At 58.7% G+C, this 25,738-nt stretch carries 25 protein-coding genes and 1 tRNA gene; all 26 read right to left on the reverse strand.

Going from position 1 to position 25,738, the window contains the following annotated elements; all coding sequences use genetic code 11:
- Positions 1-4 precede the first annotated feature (4 nt).
- Positions 5-2,032: an NADH-quinone oxidoreductase subunit L gene (gene nuoL / locus BLT66_RS15870; RefSeq protein ID WP_092758806.1), complete on the reverse strand. Its 2,028-nt coding sequence runs from the start codon at positions 2,030-2,032 to the stop codon at positions 5-7.
- A gap of 5 nt (positions 2,033-2,037) precedes the next feature.
- Positions 2,038-2,346 (reverse strand): NADH-quinone oxidoreductase subunit NuoK, encoded by a 309-nt coding sequence (gene nuoK / locus BLT66_RS15875; protein WP_092758808.1) that lies wholly within the window; start codon positions 2,344-2,346, stop codon positions 2,038-2,040.
- The gene (locus BLT66_RS15880; protein WP_092758810.1) at positions 2,343-2,999 is read right to left on the reverse strand and encodes an NADH-quinone oxidoreductase subunit J; all 657 of its coding nucleotides are present in this window, start codon (positions 2,997-2,999) and stop codon (positions 2,343-2,345) included. The genes nuoK and BLT66_RS15880 overlap by 4 nt, the downstream gene beginning before the upstream one ends.
- Positions 3,000-3,045: 46 nt before the next feature.
- Positions 3,046-3,555, reverse strand: coding sequence for an NADH-quinone oxidoreductase subunit NuoI (gene nuoI / locus BLT66_RS15885; RefSeq protein WP_092758812.1), 510 nt, complete (start codon positions 3,553-3,555; stop codon positions 3,046-3,048).
- Between the two features lie 12 nt (positions 3,556-3,567).
- The gene (gene nuoH / locus BLT66_RS15890) at positions 3,568-4,650 is read right to left on the reverse strand and encodes an NADH-quinone oxidoreductase subunit NuoH (protein WP_092758814.1); all 1,083 of its coding nucleotides are present in this window, start codon (positions 4,648-4,650) and stop codon (positions 3,568-3,570) included.
- Complete coding sequence (gene nuoG, locus BLT66_RS15895; protein WP_092758816.1) at positions 4,647-6,803, reverse strand: NADH-quinone oxidoreductase subunit NuoG; 2,157 nt, start codon at positions 6,801-6,803, stop codon at positions 4,647-4,649. Before nuoG ends, nuoH begins: the two co-directional genes overlap by 4 nt.
- Positions 6,804-6,818: 15 nt before the next feature.
- Complete coding sequence (nuoF, locus tag BLT66_RS15900; RefSeq protein ID WP_092759182.1) at positions 6,819-8,174, reverse strand: NADH-quinone oxidoreductase subunit NuoF; 1,356 nt, start codon at positions 8,172-8,174, stop codon at positions 6,819-6,821.
- Positions 8,171-8,674 carry an NADH-quinone oxidoreductase subunit NuoE gene (gene nuoE / locus BLT66_RS15905; protein ID WP_092758818.1) on the reverse strand — a complete coding sequence of 168 codons (504 nt, stop codon included), beginning with the start codon at positions 8,672-8,674 and terminating at the stop codon, positions 8,171-8,173. The genes nuoF and nuoE overlap by 4 nt, the downstream gene beginning before the upstream one ends.
- A 7-nt stretch (positions 8,675-8,681) precedes the next feature.
- A complete protein-coding gene (locus BLT66_RS15910; RefSeq protein ID WP_092758820.1) occupies positions 8,682-9,935 on the reverse strand; it encodes an NADH-quinone oxidoreductase subunit D in 1,254 nt (417 codons plus the stop codon).
- Positions 9,936-9,949: 14 nt separating this feature from the next.
- Entirely contained in the window at positions 9,950-10,558 is a 609-nt protein-coding gene (locus tag BLT66_RS15915) for an NADH-quinone oxidoreductase subunit C (RefSeq protein WP_092758822.1), read from the reverse strand.
- Between the two features lies 1 nt (position 10,559).
- Positions 10,560-11,036, reverse strand: coding sequence for a NuoB/complex I 20 kDa subunit family protein (locus tag BLT66_RS15920; protein WP_092758824.1), 477 nt, complete (start codon positions 11,034-11,036; stop codon positions 10,560-10,562).
- Between the two features lie 4 nt (positions 11,037-11,040).
- Positions 11,041-11,400 carry an NADH-quinone oxidoreductase subunit A gene (locus BLT66_RS15925; RefSeq protein ID WP_092758826.1) on the reverse strand — a complete coding sequence of 120 codons (360 nt, stop codon included), beginning with the start codon at positions 11,398-11,400 and terminating at the stop codon, positions 11,041-11,043.
- A 58-nt stretch (positions 11,401-11,458) separates the two neighbouring features.
- Positions 11,459-11,543 (reverse strand) — tRNA-Leu (locus BLT66_RS15930).
- Between the two features lie 115 nt (positions 11,544-11,658).
- Positions 11,659-12,036: a preprotein translocase subunit SecG gene (gene secG / locus BLT66_RS15935; protein ID WP_092758828.1), complete on the reverse strand. Its 378-nt coding sequence runs from the start codon at positions 12,034-12,036 to the stop codon at positions 11,659-11,661.
- A gap of 72 nt (positions 12,037-12,108) precedes the next feature.
- Complete coding sequence (gene tpiA, locus BLT66_RS15940) at positions 12,109-12,852, reverse strand: triose-phosphate isomerase (protein ID WP_092758830.1); 744 nt, start codon at positions 12,850-12,852, stop codon at positions 12,109-12,111.
- A 4-nt stretch (positions 12,853-12,856) separates the two neighbouring features.
- On the reverse strand, positions 12,857-13,861 hold the full coding sequence (locus tag BLT66_RS15945; protein ID WP_092758832.1) for an NAD(P)H-quinone oxidoreductase: 1,005 nt from the start codon (positions 13,859-13,861) through the stop codon (positions 12,857-12,859).
- Between the two features lie 68 nt (positions 13,862-13,929).
- The gene (pnp, locus tag BLT66_RS15950; protein ID WP_092758834.1) at positions 13,930-16,059 is read right to left on the reverse strand and encodes a polyribonucleotide nucleotidyltransferase; all 2,130 of its coding nucleotides are present in this window, start codon (positions 16,057-16,059) and stop codon (positions 13,930-13,932) included.
- Between the two features lie 238 nt (positions 16,060-16,297).
- Positions 16,298-16,564, reverse strand: a complete 267-nt coding sequence (gene rpsO / locus BLT66_RS15955) for a 30S ribosomal protein S15 (protein WP_092758836.1) — start codon at positions 16,562-16,564, stop codon at positions 16,298-16,300.
- 102 nt (positions 16,565-16,666) lie between these two features.
- Positions 16,667-17,548: a KPN_02809 family neutral zinc metallopeptidase gene (locus BLT66_RS15960; RefSeq protein ID WP_092758838.1), complete on the reverse strand. Its 882-nt coding sequence runs from the start codon at positions 17,546-17,548 to the stop codon at positions 16,667-16,669.
- A 48-nt stretch (positions 17,549-17,596) separates the two neighbouring features.
- Positions 17,597-18,412, reverse strand: coding sequence for a M55 family metallopeptidase (locus tag BLT66_RS15965; RefSeq protein WP_092758840.1), 816 nt, complete (start codon positions 18,410-18,412; stop codon positions 17,597-17,599).
- A 23-nt stretch (positions 18,413-18,435) separates the two neighbouring features.
- Complete coding sequence (locus BLT66_RS15970; RefSeq protein WP_092758842.1) at positions 18,436-19,482, reverse strand: P1 family peptidase; 1,047 nt, start codon at positions 19,480-19,482, stop codon at positions 18,436-18,438.
- Between the two features lie 2 nt (positions 19,483-19,484).
- Entirely contained in the window at positions 19,485-20,375 is an 891-nt protein-coding gene (gsiD, locus tag BLT66_RS15975) for a glutathione ABC transporter permease GsiD (protein ID WP_092758844.1), read from the reverse strand.
- A 23-nt stretch (positions 20,376-20,398) separates the two neighbouring features.
- Positions 20,399-21,319, reverse strand: a complete 921-nt coding sequence (gene gsiC / locus BLT66_RS15980) for a glutathione ABC transporter permease GsiC (RefSeq protein WP_092758846.1) — start codon at positions 21,317-21,319, stop codon at positions 20,399-20,401.
- 20 nt (positions 21,320-21,339) lie between these two features.
- Positions 21,340-22,884 (reverse strand): glutathione ABC transporter substrate-binding protein GsiB, encoded by a 1,545-nt coding sequence (gene gsiB, locus BLT66_RS15985; protein ID WP_092758848.1) that lies wholly within the window; start codon positions 22,882-22,884, stop codon positions 21,340-21,342.
- Positions 22,885-22,933: 49 nt separating this feature from the next.
- Positions 22,934-24,799: a dipeptide ABC transporter ATP-binding protein gene (locus tag BLT66_RS15990; protein WP_092758850.1), complete on the reverse strand. Its 1,866-nt coding sequence runs from the start codon at positions 24,797-24,799 to the stop codon at positions 22,934-22,936.
- Positions 24,796-25,668 carry a class II glutamine amidotransferase gene (locus BLT66_RS15995; RefSeq protein WP_092758852.1) on the reverse strand — a complete coding sequence of 291 codons (873 nt, stop codon included), beginning with the start codon at positions 25,666-25,668 and terminating at the stop codon, positions 24,796-24,798. The genes BLT66_RS15990 and BLT66_RS15995 overlap by 4 nt, the downstream gene beginning before the upstream one ends.
- Between the last annotated feature and the right edge of the window lie 70 nt (positions 25,669-25,738).

Raw genomic sequence — 25,738 nt, forward strand, 5'->3', positions numbered from 1 at the left:
TCCTCTACTTGTTGAGCCAAACGAAATACGTCATCAGCACAAAAATACCCACAATCATGGCCAACGCATAGTGGTAAATAAAACCGGTCTGAACCCAACGCACTGCGCCAGAAATCCAACCCACGATTTTCCATGAGCCATTCACGACAGCACCATCAATGATGGCCCGGTCACCGATTTGCCAAAGGCCTGTGCCCAAGCCACGTGCACCACGCGCCAAGACGTTTTCATTGAACCAATCGAGGTAGTACTTGTTTTCCAACAAGGTGTAGATAGGTTGGCAGGCACGTTTGATAGCAGCAGGCAGCGCGGGGTTGACCATGTACATGTAGTAGGCCGTCAAGACACCCGCCAGCGCCAGGATGAATGGCGCAGTTGTCAGTGCATGAATGGCCATCTGCAGCGGGCCGTGGAATGCATGCGCAAGCTCTTCCATCGCACCATGCTTCTCATGGTCCACAAAAATAGCACCCTTGAAGAACTCGCCATACAGCATGGGTTCAATTGTCAGGAAACCTAACACCACCGACGGAATCGCCAGCAAAACCAGAGGCAGGGTCACAACCCAAGGCGACTCGTGGGGTTTGCCGTCACCATGGTGTCCATGGTCGTCGTGGTGGTGGTCATCATGGTGGGCATCCGGATTCTGGTCGAACCGCTCCTTGCCGTGGAAAACCAGGAAGTACAAACGGAACGAATAGAAGGCCGTCACAAAGACGCCTGCCAATACGGCAAAGGATGCGAAACCGGCACCTGGGAGATGGCTCTCGCGCACCGCCTCAATGATGCTGTCCTTGGAGTAAAAACCCGAAAACAGCGGCGTACCGATCAAAGCCAAAGAACCCAGCAAAGAAGTAATCCAGGTAATCGGCATGTACTTGCGCAGACCCCCCATCCAGCGGATGTCCTGGTTGTGGTGCACGCCCATGATCACAGAGCCCGCTGCCAGGAACAGCAGCGCTTTGAAGAATGCATGGGTCATCAGATGGAAGACCGCAACGGAGTAGGCAGAAGCACCCAAGGCCACCGTCATGTAGCCCAACTGAGACAGAGTGGAATACGCGACTACGCGCTTGATGTCGTTCTGGATGATGCCCAAGAAGCCCATGAACAGCGCCGTAATCGCACCAATCACCATGACGAAGTTGAGCGCGGTCTCACTGAGTTCAAACAGCGGAGACATCCGTGCGACCATGAAAATCCCGGCCGTCACCATGGTAGCTGCGTGGATCAGCGCGGAAATGGGTGTTGGGCCTTCCATGGAGTCCGGCAACCAGACATGCAACGGGAACTGGGCTGACTTACCCATGGCACCGATGAACAGACAAATGCAAATTACGGTTACCAGCATCCAGTCGGTGCCTGGAAATGCCAGTTTGCTCAGGTCGTCGGCCTTGGCGAAAGCCTCGGCATAGTTCAGCGTGCCTGCATACGCAGCGATCAAACCAATACCGAGAATGAAACCGAAGTCACCAACACGGTTGACCAGGAAAGCCTTCATATTGGCGAAGATGGCGGTAGGCCGGTTGAACCAGAAGCCGATCAGCAAGTAGGACACTAAGCCCACGGCTTCCCAGCCAAAGAACAGCTGCAGCATGTTGTTGCTCATTACCAGCATCAACATCGAGAAAGTGAACAGGGAAATATAGGCAAAGAAACGGTTGTAACCTTCGTCCTCCTCCATATAGCCGATGGTGTAGATGTGCACCATCAGCGACACGAAGGTCACAACGCACATCATCATGGCGGTCAAGCCATCGATAAGAAAGCCGACCTCCATGCGCAAGCCGCCAACCACCATCCACGTGTAAAGGGTTTCGTTAAAACGCGCGCCATCCAGCACGACGCTCTTCAGCGTCATGGCCGACAAAATGAAGGCGACGAAAACACCCAGAATCGTAAGGCTATGGCTCGCGCGCCGACCGATAAGGTTGCCACCGAAGGCAGTTCCCAGAACACCGGCTAACAAGGCGCCGGCCAAAGGTGCCAGCGGTACCGCCAACAAAGTAGAAGCTGTAAGGGTTTGACTCATTTTTATTAACCCTTGAGCGTATTGAGTTCATCCACATTGATGCTGGACTTGTTACGGAACAAGAGCACCAAAATAGCCAGACCAATTGCAGATTCGGCTGCAGCCACGGTCAAGATAAAAAACACAAAAATCTGACCGTGCATGTCATTCAGGTAATACGAGAACGCTACGAAATTCATATTGACGGCCAACAGCATGAGCTCGATGGCCATCAGCAACACGATGAGGTTTTTACGGTTCAGAAAAATACCAATGACCGACAGGGCAAACAAAATCGCCCCCAGTGATAGAAAGTGTCCCAGCGTTAACGTCATGCTTTTTTCTCCACACCTGCAGCAGCAGCCACCTCTTCCACTGCGGGCTGGGTTACCTTCATCTTGATGATTTCCACGCGGTCTCGCGCCTTGACCCGCACCTGATCGGATGGGTTGGTGTGCTTGCTATCTTTGCGCTGGCGCAAAGTCAAAGCGATCGCAGCCACGATAGCCACCAGCAGAATCACAGCGGCAATTTCCAGCGGATACAGATACTCCGTATAGAGCAGCTTGCCCAATTCCTTGGTATTGGAAATCTGGGCACCGATAGGAGCCGCCCCGGCCAAATTGCGCGACTCTTCGCTGACCCGGAATCCGCCCATCAGAACGGCAGCCATCTCCAGGGCGATCAACGCACCTACGGCTGCGGCAAAGGGGAAATGCTTCCAAAAACCCTGGCGCATGGAGTCGATGTTGATATCCAACATCATCACCACGAACAGGAAAAGCACCATCACCGCGCCGACATACACCAGCACCAAGGCAATAGCCAGGAACTCTGCTTTGAGCAAAATCCAGATAGCTGCCGCCTGGAAGAACGCGAGCACCAAATACAGCGCTGCGTATACCGGGTTACGCGAGGTAATGACCCGAAATCCTGCAAACAGCAAAACTGTTGCAAAAAGATAAAAAAGGCCGGTTTTAACGTCCATGGATCAATTCTTGTTATAGGGGATCGGGGGCTGTGAATAGGTGTACTTAACGGTACTTCGCATCTGCAGCACGGGCTGCGGCGATGTCTTTCTCGTACCGATCACCAACTGCCAACAACATGTCTTTGGTGAAGTACAAATCGCCGCGCTTCTCACCGTGGTACTCAAAAACATGGGTTTCCACGATGGAGTCGACCGGGCAGCTTTCTTCGCAGAATCCGCAAAAAATGCATTTGGTCAGATCGATGTCATAACGGCTGGTACGGCGTGAACCGTCTGCACGCACATCCGACTCAATCGTGATAGCCATAGCGGGACAAACTGCTTCACACAGTTTGCAGGCAATGCAGCGCTCCTCACCGTTCTCATAACGGCGCAAAGCATGCAGGCCGCGAAAACGTGGCGAGATCGGTGTTTTCTCTTCCGGGAACTGCACCGTGATCTTGCGTCGGAAAGCATGCTTACCGGTAAGCGCCAGGCCTTTGAAAAGCTCTGCCAACATAAAGCTGGACAAGAAGTCTTTGAGCGAAAAGGCTGGAGAAGCCAATGTGGACATAAACGACTTTCCTTACTTCCAGATATTAAAAGGCGTTTGCATCCAAGCGCCCACCACGACCAACCACACCAAGGTGACGGGTATGAAAATCTTCCAGCCCAAACGCATGATCTGGTCGTAACGGAAGCGAGGAAAGCTAGCCCGAACCCATAAGAACATGGTCACAACCGCAAATGTCTTGATGCCCAACCAAATCCAGCCCGGTATCCAATTGAACAGCACACTGTCAATCGGTGAAAGCCAGCCGCCCAGGAACATGATGACGGTCAAGATGGAGACCAACCACATATTCGCGTATTCGGCCAAGAAGAACATGGCGAAGCTCATGCCTGAATATTCGACCATGTGACCAGCAACAATTTCCGACTCCCCTTCCACCACGTCAAACGGGTGGCGGTTGGTTTCTGCCAGACCGGAGATGAAGTACACCAGAAACACCGGCAGCAAAGGCAGCCAATTCCAAGACAGGAAGGTCAAGCCCTTTTCAGCAAACATGCCCTTGGCCTGCCCCATGACAATGTCCGTCATGTTGAGGCTGGCAGAAACCATCAGCACGATCACCAGGCAAAAGCCCATGGCGATTTCATAGCTGACCATCTGCGCCGATGCCCGCAATGCACCCAGGAACGCGTACTTCGAATTGGACGCCCAACCGGCGATGATTACACCGTAGACTTCCAAAGAAGTGATCGCCATCAAGAACAACAAGCCCGCATTGATGTTGGACAACGCTATTTCCGGTCCAAATGGCACAACCGCCCATGCGGCCAAGGCCGGCATGATGGTCATGATGGGGCCAAGAAAGAACAGTCCCTTGTTCGCTACGGTAGGGAGAATAATTTCCTTCGTCAACAGCTTCAACGCATCTGCAATAGGCTGCAGCAAGCCCAAGGGGCCTACACGGTTCGGGCCAATACGAATCTGGGTCCAGCCAATGGCCTTGCGCTCCCACAGCGTGAGGTAGGCGACGCAGCCCATCAACGGCAACAGCACCAGCACGATCTTGAGCAGGGTCCAGATAACAGGCCAAACACCACCTGTCCACCAGCCAGCACCAACCAAGCCTTGGCCAAAACCGAAAATAGTATCAATCATGCGGCCACCTCTTGTGCAGCAGCTGCTGCATTGCGCGCGTCTGCCGTCAACTGCAAAGATGTTGCACGGCGAACAATGCCGTCCAGCTGGTACAGGCTCGCCACCACAGGGGCAGCCTTCTCGGCTTGAGAAAGGTTGATACTCGCCTGTGTCACATTGCTCAATTTGTCAGCAGCAACATGCGTTGCATCCTCCGAAAAACCGGAACGCAGGGAAGTCAGCACATCTTGCGAAGACTCAAACTCAAATCCCGGTAAGTCCAACAAATTAGCCAACACCCGCAGTACTTTCCAAGCAGGACGGGCGTCGCCCAAAGGCCGTACTACCGCATGGAAGCCCTGAACGCGCGCTTCCGCATTGACAAAAGTTCCAGAAGTCTCGGAGAACGGCGCGATCGGCAACAGCACATCGCTAAAAGCCATGTTCGCCTTGAAGGGGCTCAAAGTAACCACCATTTCGGCCTTGCCCAAGGCTTGCGCTGCCTGGATACCAGTGGCCGAATCGAACACCGGCTCGTTGTTCAGCAACACGACTGCCTTCAGCGCGCCAGACAACATCTGGGCTGCATCCAAGCCACCTGGGCCGGGTTGCGCACCAGCCAGTTGCGCACCGACCGTATTGGCGGCTTCCGTCAGATAACCCACTGTCGCACCGGTTTGCGCAGCAATCCAATTCGCAACAGCTAGCAAGCTGGACGCCTGGGCGTGGTGGGCTGCTGCATTACCCAGCAAAATAGCTTTGCGTTCGCCGCCCAACAGCGATTTGGCAATCGCCTTCGCCGATGCAGTCGCTTCCCCGGAAACGGGTGCCGCAACGCCTTTGTCTTCGGCAACTGCAACAGCGACGTCGGCCAATGCCTGCAACCATTGCGCAGCTGGAACCAGCACAGAATGTGCAACGCTCAAAGCCCAGGCGTCTGGTTTCGCCAGTTCTGCTGCAGAATTGATAGCACTCACCGCACAGCCCTTGCGCACCGCCTGCCGAATTCTTTGTGCAAACAAAGGATGGTCTTTACGCAAGTTGGAGCCAACTACCAGCACACGCTGCAATTGGCTTAACGACGCGATCGAGGTGCCCAAATAGCGTATGCCTTCAGACTGTACAAACTCGGCATTGCGCAAACGGTAGTCGATGTTTTCGCTACCCAAACCGCGCACCAGCGCTGCAGCCAGAGTCAACTCTTCCAAGGTGCTGTGGGGACTGACCAAGGCGCCAATACTGGCTGCACCATGCTGCGTCTTGATCTGCTTCAGACCATTGGCGACGTATTCGAGCGCGCTTTGCCAATCGACCGTCTTCCATTCACCACCCTGCTTGATCATGGGGCTGGTAAGACGCTCTTCACTGTTCAAGGCTTCGTAGGAAAAACGATCGCGGTCGGCAATCCAGCATTCGTTTACCGCTTCATTCTCCAGCGGCACCACGCGCATGACCTTGTTGTTCTTGACCTGCACCACCAGATTCGCACCCGTGGAGTCATGGGGACTGACCGACTTGCGGCGTGACAATTCCCAGGTCCGCGCGCTGTAGCGGAACGGCTTGCTGGTCAGTGCACCGACTGGGCAGATGTCGATCATATTGCCGGACAGTTCGGAGTCGATGGTCTCGCCCAGAACGGTCGTGATCTCGGAGTGTTCACCCCGATGGATCATGCCCAGCTCCATCACGCCGGCCACTTCCTGGCCGAAACGCACGCAGCGGGTGCAATGTATGCAACGGCTCATTTCTTCCATGGAAACCAGCGGGCCCACATCTTTATGGAACACAACCCGCTTCTCTTCCTCGTAGCGGGAAGAGGAACCGCCATAGCCCACGGCCAAATCCTGCAATTGGCATTCACCGCCTTGGTCGCAAATCGGGCAATCCAAAGGATGGTTGATCAGCAAGAACTCCATCACCGATTGCTGTGCCTTGATGGCCTTATCGCTCTTGGTGCGCACAATCATGCCTTGCGTCACGGGTGTGGCGCAGGCAGGCATGGGCTTAGGAGCCTTTTCCACATCAACCAAGCACATACGGCAATTGGCCGCGATGCTGAGTTTCTTGTGATAGCAAAAATGGGGGATATACGTCCCCGCTTTTTCGGCCGCATGCATGATCATGCTGCCTTCTTGAATGTCGACCTTCTTGCCGTCGAGTTCGATTTCTACCATGTGGTCCTACCTCGATCAGGCGTGCGCCGCAGCCCGTGGATTTTTGTTCTGGATCAACGCCTCGAATTCAGGGCGGAAATGCTTGATCATGGCGCGCACCGGCATAGCCGCCGCGTCGCCGAGCGCACAGATAGTGCGCCCCTGGATGTTGTCGGCAACGGAATTGAGCAGATCCAGATCGGCTGGACGTCCCTGCCCGTTCCAGATGCGGTCGATGACACGCCACATCCATCCCGTACCTTCACGGCACGGGGTGCACTGCCCACAAGACTCGTGCGAATAGAAATACGACAGTCGCAGCAAACTCTCCACCATGCTGCGAGAGTCATCCATCACGATGACTGCTCCCGAGCCCAGCATGGAGCCAGCCTTGGCAATGGAGTCGTAATCCATCGTGCATTGCATCATGATGTCGGCAGGCAGCACGGGCGCAGAAGATCCGCCTGGAATCACCGCCTTGAGGGTGCGACCGGTGCGAACGCCTCCAGCCAGCTCCAACAGCTTGGAGAAAGGCGTGCCCATGGGAATCTCGTAGTTACCCGGACGCTCGACATCACCGCTTACCGAGTAAATCTTGGTACCGCCATTGTTGGGCTTGCCGCACTCTAGATAGGCAAGGCCGCCATTACGGATGATCCACGGCACAGCCGCAAAGGTTTCCGTATTGTTGATGGTCGTAGGCTTGCCGTACAGACCGAAACTGGCCGGGAATGGAGGCTTGAAGCGGGGTTGGCCCTTTTTGCCTTCCAGCGACTCGAGCAAAGCCGTTTCTTCACCGCAGATGTATGCGCCAAAACCATGGGAGGCGTGCAACTGGAACGAGTAGTTGCTGCCCAGGATGTTGTTGCCCAACAAGCCTGCTGCACGCGCTTCTTCCAGGGCTTCTTCAAACCGCTCATAAGTGCCGAAGATTTCGCCGTGGATGTAGTTGTAGCCCACCGAGATACCCATGGCATATGCCGCAATCGCCATACCCTCAATCACGATATGCGGGTTATATTGCATGATGTCGCGGTCTTTGCAAGTGCCCGGTTCGCCTTCATCAGAATTGCAAACAAGGTACTTCTGCCCGGGAAACTGGCGCGGCATGAAGCTCCACTTCAGGCCAGTCGGGAAACCCGCACCACCTCGTCCACGCAAGGCCGACTCCTTGACCGTCGCGATGACTTGGTCTTGCGTCATGCCCTCGCCGCCATCTTGGCCGAGAATCTTGCGCAAGGCTTGGTAACCGCCGCGCGCTTCGTAAGACTTCAGGTTCCAGTTGGTTCCATCCAGGCCCGCCAAGATCTGCGGATTGATGTGCCGATCATGGAAGCAGGTTTGGACACCGGTCGCCTTGAACTGCGACAGAATTTGCTCTGCAGACATTATTTGACCTCCACAGATGCAACATGGGAAGCCCGCAAACCATCCACCAACTGGTCTAGTTTGTCGTTGCTCATGAAACTGCACATGGTGCGGTCATTCACCAGCATCACTGGCGAGTCGGCACAAGCACCCAGACATTCACTTTGCTGCAAAGTAAACAAACCGTCTGGCGTGGTCTCGTTCATCGAGATACCCAGCTTGTGCTCAAGATGCTTCAGCGCTTTGGCGCCATCTCGTAACTGGCAGGGCAAGTTGGTACAGACGTTAAGCTTGAAGCGTCCGGTCGGTGCCTGGTTGTACATGTTGTAGAAGGTAGTCACTTCGTGCACGGCGATGGGCGGCATGCCCAGGTACTCCGCAACGACGTTTTCACTTTCTGCACTGACATAGCCCAGCTCCTGCTGGACGATGGACAAACATGCCATCACGGCCGACTGTTTCTGGTCGGCCGGAAATTTTGCGACTTCACGCGCAAAACGGGATTTGGTGGATTCAGAAATCATACTTGCATTACCGGTCAATTTCACCAAACACGATATCCATCGTGCCGATAACAGCGACAGCGTCCGCAATCATGTGACCGCGTGACAATTCATCCATCGCCGCCAAATGGGCAAAACCTGGCGCCCGGATTTTCAGTCGATAAGGCTTGTTCGCACCGTCACTGACCAAATAGATGCCGAACTCGCCCTTAGGATGCTCCACAGCCGCATAAGCCTCGCCCAAAGGTACGTGAAAGCCTTCGGTGAACAGCTTGAAATGGTGGATCAACTCCTCCATGTTCGCCTTCATGGACTCGCGTGCTGGTGCCGCCACTTTGTGGTTATCGGTAATCACAGGACCAGGATTGACGCGTAGCCAGTCTACGCACTGCTTGATGATGCGATTGGACTCACGCATCTCTTGCACGCGCACCAAGTAACGGTCATAGCAGTCACCGGTTTTACCTACAGGAATATCGAAATCCACTTTGTCATAGGCATCGTAGGGCTGCTTCTTGCGCAGATCCCAAGCCACACCAGATCCCCGCAACATGGGGCCAGTAAAGCCCAGATTCAGAGCGCGTTCTGGCGTGACCACGGCGATACCCACAGTACGCTGCTTCCAGATACGGTTCTCGGTCAGCAGAGTTTCATACTCGTCTACGCATTTGGGGAAACGGCTGCTGAAATCGTCGATGAAGTCCAACAGGCTTCCTTGCCGGTTTTCGTTCAACTGCGCCATGGCCTTGGCATTCTTGATCCGGCTTGCCTTGTACTGGGGCATGGTGTCCGGCAGATCGCGGTACACGCCACCAGGACGGAAGTAAGCCGCATGCATGCGCGCGCCGCTAACGGCCTCGTACATATCAAACAGGTCTTCGCGTTCACGGAAGCAGTAAATCAGCACATTCATAGCGCCGCAATCCAGCCCGTGCGCACCCAACCACAGCAGGTGGTTCAGCAAACGGGTGATCTCAGCAAACATCACGCGGATGTATTGCGCACGCACGGGCACCTCGATGCCCATCATCTTCTCGATTGCAAGACAATACGCCTGCTCATTGGCCATCATCGACACGTAGTCAAGACGGTCCATATAGGGCAGAGACTGGATAAAGGTCTTGGTCTCGGCCAGCTTCTCCGTCGCGCGGTGCAGCAAACCGATATGCGGGTCTGCACGTTGGATCACTTCACCATCCAACTCCAACACCAAACGCAAAACACCATGCGCAGCAGGGTGCTGAGGCCCAAAATTGAGCGTGTAATTTTTAATTTCAGCCATGAGCCGTACTGCGCTTAATGCAGTCCCCCGTAATTGTCTTCCCGGATGATTCTTGGCGTAATCTCGCGCGGCTCAATCGAAACCGGCTGGTAAACGACACGCTTTTGCTCTGGGTCATAGCGCATCTCAACATGCCCCGAAGTTGGAAAATCCTTACGGAAAGGATGACCAATAAAACCATAGTCGGTCAGAATGCGGCGCAAGTCATTGTGCCCTTCGAAGATGATGCCGAACAAGTCGAAAGCTTCGCGTTCGAACCAGTTGGCAGCATTCCAGATATCGTTGATCGAATCCACCACGGGGAAATCATCGTCAGCGCATAGCACTTTGAGGCGCACACGCTGGTTCAAGCTGACGGACAGCAACTGCAGCACAACGCCGTAACGCGGACCTTCGTAGGCACCATCTTGGTACGACGAATAATCCATGCCACACAGATCAATCAACTGCTCGAACTTCAAGCCCGGTGCATTACGCAAAAGGGTGGCAACAGCGGAATACTTGTCGGCAGCAACCAATACCTCGACTTCACCCAAGGCCACTTTGACATGGCGCACTTGGTCGCCAAGCAGGCTAAGAAGCGTATCTCGCAAAGCTTCCGGCTGGACAGCAAATACAGTCATCTCAAGCCCTCGCAATCGTATTGGTGCGGCGAATTTTTTGCTGCAACTGGATCACACCGTAGAGCAAAGCTTCGGCGGTTGGCGGGCAACCTGGCACATACACATCCACCGGCACGATACGGTCGCAGCCGCGAACGACAGAATAGCTGTAGTGATAGTAGCCACCACCATTGGCGCACGACCCCATGGAAAGAACCCAGCGCGGCTCGGGCATCTGGTCATATACCTTGCGCAGAGCCGGCGCCATCTTGTTGCATAGCGTGCCAGCCACGATCATCAAATCGCTCTGACGTGGACTGGGACGAAACAACATACCAAAACGGTCTATGTCGTAACGGGCAGCACCGGCGTGCATCATTTCGACCGCACAGCAAGCCAAGCCGAACGTCATCGGCCACAGCGAGCCGGTTTTCGCCCAATTCACCACCGAGTCGTATGACGTAGTGACGAACCCTTCTTTCATGACACCTTCAATCATCGCTTTACTCCCAATCGAGGGCGCCTTTTTTCCACTCGTAAACAAAGCCTACGACCAGAATACCCAGAAAAATCATGACGGCCCAAAAACCCACCACACCCACTTCCTTAAGCGCTACAGCCCAGGGAAACAGGAAGGCGATTTCCAAGTCAAACAAGATAAACAAAATAGCCACAAGGTAGTAGCGCACATCGAATTTCATGCGCGCGTCCTCAAAGGCTTCAAAGCCGCATTCGTAAGGAGAGTTTTTGGCGCTATCAGGGCGGTTGGGGCCAAAAATATAGCCGAGCACCTGGGGCGCTACGCCGACACCCACGCCGACCAGGATGAACAAAAGGACGGGGAGGTACTGGTCGAGGTTCATCTTGAGGTTCTGATCACCGCTAGAACCTGCCGAACGCGTGTTCGACAGGTTTTTATGTTGGTGCCGTCGGCGAGACTCGAACTCGCACAGCTTTCGCCACTACCCCCTCAAGATAGCGTGTCTACCAATTTCACCACGACGGCGGTTTTTCTGTACAGATGGCATGAGGAACCTTGCGGCTTGTGGCTTTCTGTACAGACATAGAGTTTACCCGAAACACCCCCAATTTCTGGAGGCGAACCGGAAATTCAGCACAGATTATTTGGTCGGAATCTGGCCTGCACCCGAAGCCGCGACGGCAGGCGCAACCGGCGCCGGGACGGCACCAGAGGCTGCCAGCTCAGGGGCAGGTACGCTGCTTGCAGCTCGCTCCAGAACGCTGCCCGAACTGGTGGGACGCGCGCTATTGAAGTAAGCCAAGGCCAAGGTGCAAACGAAGAATACCGCCGCCAAAACACCGGTGGTACGCGACAGGAAGTTAGCACTGCCGCTGGCGCCAAACAGGCTGCCCGAACTACCACTGCCAAAGGCCGCACCCATATCGGCGCCCTTGCCGTGCTGGACCAAAATCAGGCCAATCATGCCGATGGCGGCAAGCATCTGAACAGCCAGAAGAATGGTCAATAAAAAATTCATCTCAATACTCCTAAATCTAACGCACGAATGTTGAACAAACACCACCCACGCAGCTGGCGCAGGTGCAAATAACTATTGGGCTGCAGCAATGATGGCCAGGAAGTCAGAAGCCTTCAACGCAGCCCCACCCACCAAACCACCATCGATATCAGGCTGTGACAGAAGCTGCGCGGCATTGGCCGCGTTCATGCTGCCACCGTAAAGAATCTGGATCCGATCCGACTGGTTGCTGGCCGCATGCAGCTGTGCACGCAGCAAAGCATGCACCTGCTGGGCCTGCTCTGGGGTCGCGGTTTTACCCGTCCCTATCGCCCACACCGGCTCATAGGCCAGCACAATTTCGCTGATGCAATGGCCATTGGTATGAACCACAGCGGCCAATTGGCGCTTCACCACTTCTTCGGTCTGGCCGGCTTCACGCTCCGCCAAGGTTTCGCCCACACACACGATGGGCGTAATGCCATTCGCCAGAGCAGCCTGGGTCTTGGCCGCGACCACGGCATCGGTTTCACCGTGGTAGAGCCGACGCTCCGAATGGCCGACGATGGCGTAGCGCACGCCAAACTCTTTCAGCATCGCTGCAGACTGTTCACCGGTAAAAGCGCCAGCGGCATGCTGAGATATGTCTTGCGCTCCCAAATCAATAGCACCAGATGCAAGCAAAGCCTGCGCCTGAGCCCAATATGGTGCAGGAACACAAACCGCTACACCACAGGCCGGCGTACCCACGCCAGCCAGCAAAGCTTCGATCAAAGCCTGATTGGCAGCCAGGCTGCCATTCATCTTCCAGTTGCCGACAACCAGTTTCTTCTTCATAGATTCACCATGTCAAAACAATCTTCCCCACATGCCGACCCGACTCCATCAAGGCATGCGCCTGCGCCGCCCCGCTGGACTCTTGCCCGCCATCCGCAGCAAACACACCGTGGATCACCGGCTTGATGCTGCGGTTTTCCAGCAAAGGCCAGACATGCAACTTCAAAGCCTGGGCAATCGCGCCCTTGAACGCCACGGACCGGGCGCGCAGGGTCGAGCCCGTAATGGTTAGGCGCTTGCGCAGCACTAAACCCGCATTGATTTCACTCTTGACGCCGCCTTGCACCGCAATGATCACCAGACGCCCATCTTCGGCCAAACACTGAACCTCACGCGCCACATAGCCGCCCGCAACCATGTCCAGGATCACATCTACACCTGCGCCACCGGTGATGTTTTGCACCGCCTCGGCGAAATCACGGCTGTTGTAGTTGATCGCGTGGTCCGCACCCAGTGCAAGACAAGCAGCGCATTTTTCATCGCTACCCGCCGTCGCCAACACAGTTGCACCCATCGCCTTGGCCATCTGGATCGCCGTCACCCCAATGCCGCTCGTGCCGCCTTGCACCAGCAAGGTCTCGCCCTTTTGCAGGCACCCACGGTCAAACACATTGCTCCACACCGTGAAGAAGGTTTCCGGTAGCGAAGCAGCCTCCACATCACTCAGACCTGCAGGGATAGGCAAACACTGGGCCACAGGAGCCACGCACATTTGCGCATAGCCACCGCCGGCAACCAAGGCGCAAACCCGATCCCCCACCTGAAAACCCGCTTGCGCCATGGCCAGGGCGTCGCCGCCTTCCACCACGCCAGCCACTTCCAAGCCAGGAATATCGGATGCACCGGCAGGCACAGGATAATTTCCCGTGCGCTGCAGTACGTCCGGCCGATTAACCCCGCTGGCGACCACGCGGATCAGCAACTCGCCCGGGCCAGGCACAGGCACAGGCCGCTGCGCGACGCGCAAAACGTCGGGCGCACCAAAAGCGGTGATTTCTATGGCATTCATGGCGAGATCGATGGCATGCAGGCAACTTTCCTCCTACAGGGCCGCATCACGGCAGCCCTGCGGATGGATCAGTGTTGCGCTTCTTGGGCGTAGCCAGCAGGTGCGGGACGGTCCAGCAAAACCTTCATGGACAGCTTGATACGGCCTTTTTCATCCGTTTCCATGACCTTGACCTTGACGATCTGGCCTTCCGACAGGTAGTCGGTAACCTTCTCGACGCGCTCGTGGGCGATCTGGCTGATGTGCAACAGGCCATCTTTGCCTGGCAACAGATTAACCAAAGCACCGAAGTCCAGAATCTTGGTAATCGGGCCTTCGTAGACCTTGCCGATTTCAACTTCGGCCGTGATCTGCTCGATGCGGCGCTTGGCTTCTTCAGCCTTGGCTGGATCGCTGGAAGCGATGGTGATGGTGCCGTCTTCTTCGATGTTGATCTGCGTGCCGGTTTCTTCGGTCAGCGCACGGATCACCGCACCGCCCTTGCCGATCACGTCGCGGATTTTTTCCGGATTGATCTTCATGGTGAACAGACGTGGCGCGAAGGTCGACACTTCGGTCTTGGCTTCCGACATCGCATCCATCATCTTGCCCAGGATGTGCAAGCGGGCTTCCTTGGCTTGCGCCAGTGCGACCTGCATGATTTCCTTGGTGATACCTTGGATCTTGATGTCCATCTGCAGCGCGGTAATACCGTTGGTGGTGCCAGCGACCTTGAAGTCCATGTCACCCAGGTGATCTTCGTCGCCCAGGATGTCGGTCAGCACAGCGAAACGGTTGCCGTCTTTGATCAGACCCATAGCGATACCGGCCACGTGGGCCTTCATCGGCACACCAGCGTCCATCAACGACAGACAGCCGCCGCAGACCGAAGCCATCGACGAGGAGCCATTGGATTCGGTGATTTCCGACACCACACGCATGGTGTAGGGGAAGTCTTCCTTGCTTGGCAGCACAGCCACCAGAGCGCGCTTGGCCAGACGGCCGTGGCCGATTTCGCGGCGCTTCGGCGTTCCCACACGGCCGGTTTCGCCGGTGGCGAACGGAGGCATGTTGTAGTGCAGCATGAAACGGTCTTCGTACTCGCCAGCCAAAGCGTCGATACGCTGGGCATCGCGCTCGGTGCCCAGGGTGGTCACGACCAAAGCCTGGGTTTCACCGCGGGTGAACAGCGCCGAACCGTGGGTGCGTGGCAGCACACTGTTGCGGATCTCGATGGCGCGCACGGTACGCGTGTCGCGACCGTCGATACGCGGTTCGCCGGCCAGAATCTGGCTACGCACGATCTTGGCTTCGATGTCGAACAGCATGCCTTCAACAGCCACTGAATCGAACTCGACGCCTTCAGCCTTCAGACCCTTGTTCACCCAGGTATAGACTTCACGGCAGGCGTGGGTACGGGCTTGCTTGTTGCGGATTTGGTAGGCCGCGGCCAGCTTCTCTTGGGCAAGTGCATCCACCTTGGCGATCAGCACTTCATCCTTGGCAGGAGCCTTCCAGTCCCACACCGGCTTGCCAGCGTCACGCACCAATTCATGGATGGCATTGATGGCGATATTGCCTTGCTCATGGCCGAACACCACGGCGCCAAGCATGATTTCTTCGGACAGCTGCTGGGCTTCGGATTCGACCATCAGCACAGCGGCTTCGGTACCGGCCACGACCAGATCCAAGATCGAATCCTTGCGGGCGGTCTGGCCGGGGTTCAGCACGTATTCGCCGTTGACGTAACCCACGCGGGCTGCACCAATCGGGCCATTGAACGGCACACCGCTGACCGACAGAGCGGCGCTCACGGCGATCAGAGCGGCGATGTCGGCGTCGACTTCAGGGTTCAGCGACAGCGTGTGGACCACCACATGCACTTCATTGAAGAAACCTTCGGGGAACAGCGGGCGGATAGGACGGTCGATCAGGCGGCTGGTCAGCGTTTCGAATTCGCTGGGGCGGCCTTCGCGCTTGAAGAAGCTGCCGGGGATCTTGCCTGCGGCATAGGTCTTTTCCAGGTAATCCACGGTCAGCGGGAAAAAGTCTTGGCCGGGCTTGCCTTCGGTCTTGGCGACCACGGTGGCCAGCACGACGGTGCCGTCCATGTCCAGCAGCACAGCGCCGCTCGATTGGCGGGCGATCTCGCCGGTTTCCATGGTGACGGTATTGCTACCCCATTGGAAGGTCTTGCTTACTTTATTGAACATAGTCATTTGCAGTCTCCTGGAAGGAAGGTAGATCACAACGATCTACCGATGGTTTGCAGCCCGCACGGGCTGGCTAGGGACAAAGAGGGTTCGGCCATACGATGCCATTCCATAAAACACCACTATCCCGGTGTTTTATGGAATGACACAGCGCGTACGGGGTAAACAGCCTCTGAGTGAAAAATCAAACAAAAACGCCTGAGCTAGTGAACTAACTCAGGCGCTTGTGCATTCGGAACAGGGATTACTTACGCAAGCCGAGTTTGACGATCAATGCGGCGTAACGGTCGTGGTCCTTGGCGTTCAGGTAGTCCAACAGCTTACGGCGACGGCTCACCATACGCAGCAGACCGCGGCGGCCATGGTGGTCCTTGGCGTGGGTCTTGAAATGGGGGGTCAGTTCGTTGATACGGGCGGTCAGCAGTGCAACTTGCACTTCTGGACTACCGGTGTCGGTTGCGCTGCGCGCGTTGGCCTTGACGACTTCGGCCTTGATAGAGGATGCGATCATTTTTTATCCGTTAAATGTGACTTGCGTTGGCAGAGGAAAATCCACCAACGTGCGCTCTGCGGTATGCAAAGCCTTGAAATTATAGCCCGGAACGTACAGCCGTCACAATTGGCGGGCACTGAAGGTGTCGCAGGACTTCACCACGCCAGTCTGAAAACCCGTGCTGAACCAGCGCTGGCGCTGGGCGCTGGTGCCGTGGGTGAAGCTATCGGGCACCACTTCGCCTCCGCCAGCCCGCTGCAAGGCGTCGTCGCCGATCTTGGCTGCGGCGTTCATGGCTGACTCGATATCGCCGTTTTCCAGGATCTGGCGGGCATTCTGTGCATGGTGGGCCCAGACGCCGGCAAAACAGTCGGCCTGCAACTCCAGCCGCACGCTCAAGGCGTTGTACTGGGTCTGGCTGACGCGGCTGCGCATGCCATCGACCTTGGCACTGATGCCCATCAGGTTCTGCACATGGTGGCCGACCTCGTGGGCGATTACATAGGCCTGGGCGAACTCGCCCGGCGCGCCGAGACGGTTTTTCAGGGTTTCATAAAAGCCCAGGTCGATATAGACCTTCTGGTCGCCCGGGCAATAGAACGGCCCCATTGCCGCCTGCCCTTGACCGCAGGCGGTACGGGTAGCACCGCGGAACAAGACTAGCGCCGGCTCCTTGTAGGTGCCGCCGGCCTTGGCAAACACGCCCTTCCAGACGTCCTCGGTATCGGCCAGCACTACGGAAACGAACTTCGCCAGCTGGTCGTCCTTGGGCGGCCGGTGCGCCGGCGCCTCCTGCACCTGGGCCGAAGGCACGCCACCACCACTGAGCAGGCTGATGATGGTCATGGGGTTGATGCCGAACATCCAACCGCCCAGCAAGGCGATCACGATGGTGCCGATACCGACGCTGCGCCCACCCAGCATGCCGCCACCGGAGCCGCCACTGTCCCCGTCGCGCCGGTCTTCCACGTTGCTGGACTCTCGATTGCCTTCCCACTTCATATCGCGCTCCCGGTGTACTAGGCCGCGATGGTACCGCGCCCTGCCCTGTTAACGCAGCATTGCGGACATGGCCGACAAGCTGTTCAGAGTGCGCACCACATGCTGCACCGTCGGGCCGCCAAAACCCAGAGTCACACCATCCAGGCGCTCCACCCCGGGCAACACCGCAAACAGGTCGGCCAGGCCCGGGCTCTGGGTCTGCAGACGGCAACGCGCAGGCAAGGCTGTCGGCTGCGGCACGGGCAGCGCCAGCGCCAGCACCTCGCACGCCGCGGCCTCGATGGCGGCGCAGGCAGCCTCGGGCGAGAGCGATACGCCGCTCGCATGTCCCTGCGCGGTCTTGGTGACCACAAAGCGGGCCTGCGGAAACAGCGGCGCGGTCTCGGCCTGGAATACGTCGTCGCCGCTGGCCAGCAGCACCGGCACGCCCAGCTCGGCGGCCAGCGCGCCGTACAGCCCGGCCTCGCCCAGCTCCTGGTCGTTCAGCCAGATGCGGGCAAACGCAAAGCTGTTGATGGTGTGGGCCAGCACCCCGCGGCTCTGGGAACGCGCGTGGTAGCCGACCATGAACACGCCGTCGCAGCCCTGCTCCAGCCCGCCCATCATGCCCAGCACCCGGGGTTTGCCCCAGACCGCATGGGCGCGCGGGTCCAGCACATCGGGCAGCAGATTGCGGAAGCCGCCGTGCGAATCATTGACCAGCACGCTGGTGGCACCGCCGGCCAACGCGCCGCGTATCGCCGCATTCGCCTCGGCGGTCATCAGCCGGCGCGCGCGCTCGTACTCGGTGTTGCCGGCCCGGGTCTGCTCGGCGTGGAACACCCCGGCCACACCTTCTATATCTACCGAAATCAAAATTCTCATGCTGTGCAAATCCTAGTGGGAAGCTAGTGGGAAATCAGGGCGCGCCAGTCAGGCGCTATATCTTTAATAGCTACTCGCGCATGTCCGCCATGCCCCAACACCGTTTCTGATGCAAATAATGCGTGGACGATGGCCTGCTCGGTAGCCTGGGCGGCGGCGGCAAACAACGGGTCCAGCGCGCTCTCGTGCAGCAGCGCCTGCGGGTGCAACTGCCCATCGTCCAGCTGCGGCACGGTGTAGGCGGTGGAAAACGCCAGCGCAATGTCGCCGCTGCCATGGCCAAAGTCCGAGCCGGTACGCGCCAGGCCGGCCCCGGCGCGCAATGCCAGGCGCCGCAGCTGGCGCGCATCCAGCGGCGCATCGGTAGCCAGCAGCATGATGATGGAGCCGCGCTCAGCCACGGGCAGACCTGCTTGCAGCCGCTGCGCCAGCACCGGGCCGATGCACTTCCCCGCCAGGATCAGCGCGTAAGGTCGGCCAAAATTAGCCAGCACCAGAGCCCCCAGGGTGAAACCGCCGGCGCGGGTCGCGGCTATCCTGGATGCCGAACCGATACCGCCCTTCAGTCCAAAGCAGGACATGCCGCGGCCCGCGCCCACCGCGCCCTGCGCAAAGTCGGGGCGGCAGTCGGCGTAGGCCTGCGCGTAATGGGTTTCGGCCACCGCGAAGGCCTGCAAGTCATTCAGATAGCCGTCGTTGCACTCCAGCACCAGCGGGTTCACGGTCGGCAGCTGGCGGCCGATTTCGGGGTTGGCTACCACCGCCGCGCGGGTCAGTGCGGTGGCGATCGTGCCGACGGCGAAGGTATTGGTCAGCGCAATCGGTGACTCCAGCACGCCCAGCTCCTGCAGCTGGACCAGGCCGGCGCTTTTGCCAAAGCCGTTGATCACCGCCAGGCCGGCCGGCGTCTTGTGCATGAAAGGGTCTTGCGCGTGGGTGCGGATGACTGTGACGCCAGTTTGCACTGCGCCCTGGGCCAGCGTGCAGTGGCCCACCAGTACGCCAGCTACGTCGGCAATGCTGTCCCGCGGGCCACTGGGCAGGTCGCCGATACGCAGAGCCTCCGGCATGGCTAGTTGTCGAGCTTGGGGTCGAGCGCGTCGCGCAGGCCGTCGCCCAGCAGATTGAAGGCCAGCACGGTGAAGAAGATGGCCAGGCTGGGGAACAGCGCGATGTGCGGCGCGCTCATCATGTCGGCGCGGGCCTCGTTCAGCATGGCGCCCCATTCGGGCGTCGGCGGCTGGGCGCCCAGGCCCAGAAACGACAGGCTGGCAGCGGTGATGATGGAGGTGCCGATGCGCATGGTGAAGTACACCACCACCGACGAAATCGTGCCCGGGAAGATGTGCCGGGTGATGATGGTCCAGTCGGACGCGCCTATCGAGCGCACGGCTTCGATATAGGTCAGGTGCTTGATCGACAAGGTATTGCCGCGCACCAGCCGCGCAAACGCCGGCACGCTGAACACCGCCACCGCGAAGATCACGTTCACCATGCCGCTGCCCAGGATCGCCACGATGCCGATGGCCAGCAGGATGCCGGGGAAGGCGAACAGCACGTCAGAGATGCGCATCACGATGCGGTCCCACCAGCCTTCGTAATAGCCGGCCAGCAGGCCCAGCACGGTGCCGATCACCGCGCCCACCGCCACAGAAATGAAGCCGGCGGCCAGCGAAATGCGCGCCCCCATCAGGATGCGGCTGAAGATGTCGCGGCCCAGCGAGTCGACACCGAACCAGTGGGTGGCCGAAGGCGTAGCGTTCAGCGCGTCGTAGTCAAAGAAATTCTCGGCGTCAAACGGCACGATCCATGGCGCAATCACTGCCACCAGTACCAGCAGCAGCACAAAGAAGCCGGCCACCAGGGCCACATGCTGGCCCTTGAACTTGCGCCAGAACTCGCTCCAGGGCGTGCGCACCTTTTCATTGGTCAAAACCGGGCTTTGCGCAGGTGAAGCTTGCATGGGTAGCTCTATTATTTATAGCATTACTTGTAACGAATGGTCGGATTGATGACCGCATACAGCACATCCACGATCAGATTGATCAGGATGAATTCCAGCGAGAACAGCAGCACCTCGGCCTGGATGACCGGGTAGTCGCGCATCTCCACCGAATCCACCAGCAGCCGGCCCATGCCCGGCCAATTGAACACCTTCTCGACCACGATGGAACCGCCGAGCAAGAAGCCGAACTGCAAGCCCATCATGGTGACCACCGGGATCAGCGCATTGCGCAGGCTGTGCTTGACCACCACCACGAACTCGTTCAGGCCCTTGGCGCGGGCGGTGCGCACATAGTCCTCTTTGAAAATGTCGATGAAGGACGAGCGGGTAAAGCGCGCCATCACCGCGGCCACGCCGGCGCCCAGGGTCAGCGAGGGCAGGATGTAGTGCCGCCAGCTGTCCGCGCCCACCGTAGGCAGCCAGCCCAGTTGCACCGAAAACACCTCCATCAACACCATGCCCAAGGCAAACGACGGGAATGAGATGCCGGTGATCGCCAGGGTCATGCCCAGGCGGTCCGGCCACTTGTTGCGCCACACGGCCGACACCGTGCCAATCACCAGCCCCAGTAGCACCGACCAGCCCATGGCTGCCACGGTGAGCCAGAAGGTCGGCATGAAGCGCTCGGCAATCTCGGTAGACACCGGGCGCTTGCTGCGCAGCGAGGTGCCGAAGTCGCCCTGCACCGCATTGCTGATGAAGCGCCAGAACTGCTCATGCATGGGCAGGTCCAGCCCCAAATCCTTGCGGATCATCTGCACCACCTCCTCGCCCGCCTCGGGACCCGCCGCCAGCCGCGCCGGGTCACCCGGCAGCAAGTGGACGAACAGGAACACCAAGGCCGCCACGATCAGCAGAGTCGGCAGCAGCCCCAACAGGCGTTTAAGAATGAAATTCAGCATGGTGCAGTCAGCAAGGCGGCTTACTTCAGTTCGACTTCGTCAAAGTTGAAGGACGCATCGGGCATCATGTAGAAGCCGTTCAGGTTCTTGCTGCGCGCAGACAGCAGTTGCTCGGTGGCCAGGAAGATCCAGGGCGCATCCTTCCAGATCTGCTGCTGGGCGCTGGCGTACAGCTTGGTCTTCTCGGCAGTGTCCACCGTGGCCAGTGCCTTGGCGATGTCGGCATCTACCGCGTCGTTCTTGTAGTACGCGGTATTGAAGGCCTTGGGCGGGAAGGATTCAGACGCCAGCAAGGGGCGCATTGCCCAATCGGCCTCGCCGGTCGACGAAGACCAGCCCACGTAGTACATGCGCACGGGTGCGGTGGCGGGGTCTTGCCAGCTCTCCACACGCTCCACACGTTGGCCGGCTTCCAGCGCCAGCACTTGGGCCTTCACGCCCACCACGCTCAGCTGCTGCTGGATGAACTGGATCAGCTTCTGGCCGGTGCTGTGGTTGTAGGCCGACCACAGCGTGGTTTCAAAACCATTCGGGTAGCCGGCTTCCTTCAGCAGTTCTCGCGCCTTGACCGGGTTGTAAGGCCATGGACCCAGCTTGGTGGAATAGGCCACATCCTTGGGTACCACGCCTTCGGCGGGAATCGCATAGCCACCGAATACCACCTTGACCAGCGCTTCCTTGTTGATCGCGTAGTTCAGCGCTTCGCGCACCTTGGGGTTGTCGAAAGGCTTTTGCTGGGTGTTCAGCGAGACATAGCGGTGCACGATGGACGGCGCTGCCGTGACTTCCAGCGTCGGCTTGGTCTTCAACAGTTCGGCTTGCTCGGGCGGTACCGGATAGGTGAAGTTGGCTTCGCCGGTTTGCATCATGGCGGCACGCGAATTGTTGTCGACCACCGGACGCCAGGTAATGGTGTCCACCTTGGGGTAGCCCTTGCGCCAGTAGCCGCCAAATTTTTCCACCTTGATGTAGTCGGTCTGCTTCCATTCGACAAACTTGAAGGGGCCGGTACCGACTGGGTTTTGGCCGATCGTCTTGCCAAACTTTTGCAATGCCGCAGGCGAAATGATCACCGCGGATGGGTGGGCCAAGGTGTTTACAAAAGCGGAGAACGGCTCCTTCAGGGTGAAGCGCACCGTGTTGGCGTCCACGGCCTCGGTCTTGGTGATGTTCTTGTACAGGCCGTAGCGCTTGAGTTTGTTGTCAGGATTGGTGACACGGTCAAAATTGACCTTGACCGCCTCGGCATTGAAGTCGGTTCCGTCCTGGAACTTGATGCCTTTTTTCAGTTTGAAGGTGTAGCTCAGCCCGTCTTTGCTGGCGGTAAAGCTCTCGGCCAGCACGGGGGCCATCTTCATGTTTTTGTCGAAGCCCATCAGCCCTTGGTAGAAGGACTTGGCGACCGCTTGCGACAAGGTGTCTTGCGAGTCATACGGGTCCATGGTGGTGAAGTTGGAGAACACCGCCACCACGACATCCTTGGCAGCAAAAGCGTGGGGCACGAACGCGGCGGACACGGCCAGCGCCACGGACAATTTCGACAATTTGGTCAAAGCGTGTTTCATACAAAAGCTCCAGGGTTACAAAAAATCCCGACCATCGGGAACCAGAAAATCAATAAATACCACCCACTTTATGGCGCGCCACGAAGTGGCCGGGGCCCACCTCGTGCAGCGGCGCCACTTGGGGCAAATCATCCAATGCGCGGATCGGGCTGGGGATCTCGCCGGCCAGCAGCTCGCGCTTGCCATGCCGGCGCGCCGGGTCGGCCACTGGCACGGCCGCCATCAGGCGGCGGGTGTAAGCGTGCTGCGGGTTTTCGAACACCGCGCGGCGCGGGCCGATCTCGACGATCTGGCCTAGGTACATCACCGCCACCCGGTGGCTGATGCGTTCCACCACCGCCATATCGTGCGAGATAAACAAGAAGGCAATGCCGAACTCGCGCTGCAAATCCAGCATCAGGTTCACGATCTGCGCGCGGATCGATACGTCCAGTGCCGACACCGCCTCGTCGGCGATCACCACCTTGGGGTTCAGCGCCAAGGCCCGGGCGATCGCGATACGCTGGCGCTGGCCGCCGGAGAACTCATGCGGGTAGCGCTGCGCCGCTGTGGCCGGCAGACCGACGCGGTACAACAGCTCGGTGACGCGCTTCTCGGCGTCCGCGCCCTTGGCCACGCCATGCACCAGCAGCGGCTCCATGATGGCAAAACCGACGGTCAAACGCGGGTCCAGCGAGGCGAACGGGTCCTGGAAAATAAACTGCACATCGCGGCGCAAGGTCTGCAGCGCCCGGCCTTGCAAGGGCGCAATCGGCCGGCCCGCCACATCCACCGCACCCGAGTCAAATTGCACCAGCCGCGCCAGCGAACGCCCGGTGGTGGACTTGCCACAGCCGGACTCGCCGACCAGGGCCAGCGTTTCGCCCGGTTGCAGGCTGAAGCTGACCTGCTCCACCGCACAGACCTGGCGCGTGACCCGGCCAAACAAGCCGGTACGCACCGGGAAACGGGTGGTCAGGTTCTTGACCCGCAGCACCGGTGGCATGGCGTGCTGCACGGTATCGCGCACCGGCCAGACCGCTGCATCGGGCGCATCCAGCAGCGGAAAGCGCGCCGGAATATCCGTGCCCTGCATTGCACCCAGGGTCGGCACCGCCGCCAGCAGCGCCTGGGTATAGCTGTGCTGAGGTGCGGCAAACAGCGCTGCGCAATCGCCCTCTTCCACCTTGTCGCCGCGGTACATGACCAGCACGCGATCAGCCATCTCGGCCACCACGCCCATGTCGTGGGTGATGAAGACCACGCCCATGTGCATCTCGTCCTGCAGCATGCGGATGATGGCCAGCACCTGGGCCTGGATGGTCACGTCCAGCGCCGTGGTTGGCTCGTCGGCGATCAGCAGGCTGGGCTTGCACGACAAGGCCATGGCAATCATCACCCGCTGGCGCATGCCGCCCGACAGCTGGTGCGGGAAGCGGTCCAGCACGTTCTTGGCCTCGGGTATGCGCACCAGGTCCAGCATGCGCAGCGCCTCGGCACGGGCGGCGTTGCGGCCCAGGCCCTGGTGCAGGCGGATGGATTCGGCAATCTGCTCGCCCACCGGGAACACCGGGTTCAGCGAGGTCATGGGTTCCTGGAAGATCATCGCCATCTCGGCGCCGCGGATGCCACGCATGGTGGCGGTGCTGGCCCGAGCCAGGTCCAGGGTGGAGCCGTCGCGCCGGTGGAAGTTCATGCTGCCGCTGAGGATGCGGCCGCCGCCGTTTTCCACCAGCCGCATCAGCGCCAGCGACGACACCGACTTGCCGGAACCCGACTCGCCGACGATGGCCAGCGTTTCGCCGGCATTCACATGGAACGACAGGTCGCGCACCGCGTCGACCACGCGCTCCTTGGTCTCGAAGCGTACGCTGAGATTCTTGACATCCAGCACCCGGCGCGGGCCGGAACCCTGTGCCGCCACACCCTGGCTCATACCGCGACGCCCTGCACCGCGCGGATCGATGTGGAGGTTGGCGGCTTCGGCCGGGCCGGCCGCAAGGGCCGGGGTGGCCGGGCGGGCAAACTGGTGCTGCTCCACACCTGGGCGCCCTCGACAAACACCTTGAGCTCACCCGGCTCGAACTTAGCCCAGGGCTCGTCGGCCGTCAGCGGTTCGGTGGCGATCAGCACCATGCGGTCGCTTTCGCTATTGGTCTGGCGCAGGTCGAGCGTCATGTCGCAGTCGATCAGGCGCGCGGTCTGGAACGGATGCTGGCGCGACAGCCAGCTCAGGTTGGTTGAGCAATGCGCAAACATGGCCTCGCCGTTGGACAGCAGGAAATTGAAAGTGCCATGGCTGGCGATGCGCCGCGACAGGTCGGCCAGCACCGGCGCCAGCTGCTTCCAGTTGGGCGGGCAGGCGTCTTTGAAGGCGCTGCGCAGTTCCTGCAGCATCCAGCAAAAGGCTTTTTCGCTGTCGGTCGTGCCCACAGGCAGGTAGTTGCCGCGCAGCCGCGGGTGGTAGTTCTTCAGGTCGCCGTTGTGGCAGAACACCCAGTGCTGACCCAGCCATTCGCGCTGGAACGGGTGGCAGTTGGACAGGGTGACTGCGCCCTGGGTCGCCTTGCGGATGTGCGCGAGCACCGACTTGGACTTGATCGGGTAGCTGCGCACAAAGTCGGCCAGGGCCGAGTCGCTGGCCCGGCCGTCGTCTATGAACACCCGGCAGCCGGTGCGCTCGTGGAAGGCAATGCCCCAACCATCAGCATGCTCGCCGGTCTGCCCGCCGCGGGCCGAGAAGCCGGTGAACGAGAAATTGATGCTGGCAGTGCTGTTGCAATTCATTGCAAGCATTTGGCACATGGTGGTTTCTTTCCTTGCTTTCCTAGGTCTAGCCGAATGCCCTGCAAGAATCAGGCCCTGGAGCTGTGCA

The organism is Rhodoferax sp. OV413, assembly GCF_900104385.1.
Lineage (GTDB): Bacteria > Pseudomonadota > Gammaproteobacteria > Burkholderiales > Burkholderiaceae_C > Rhodoferax_B.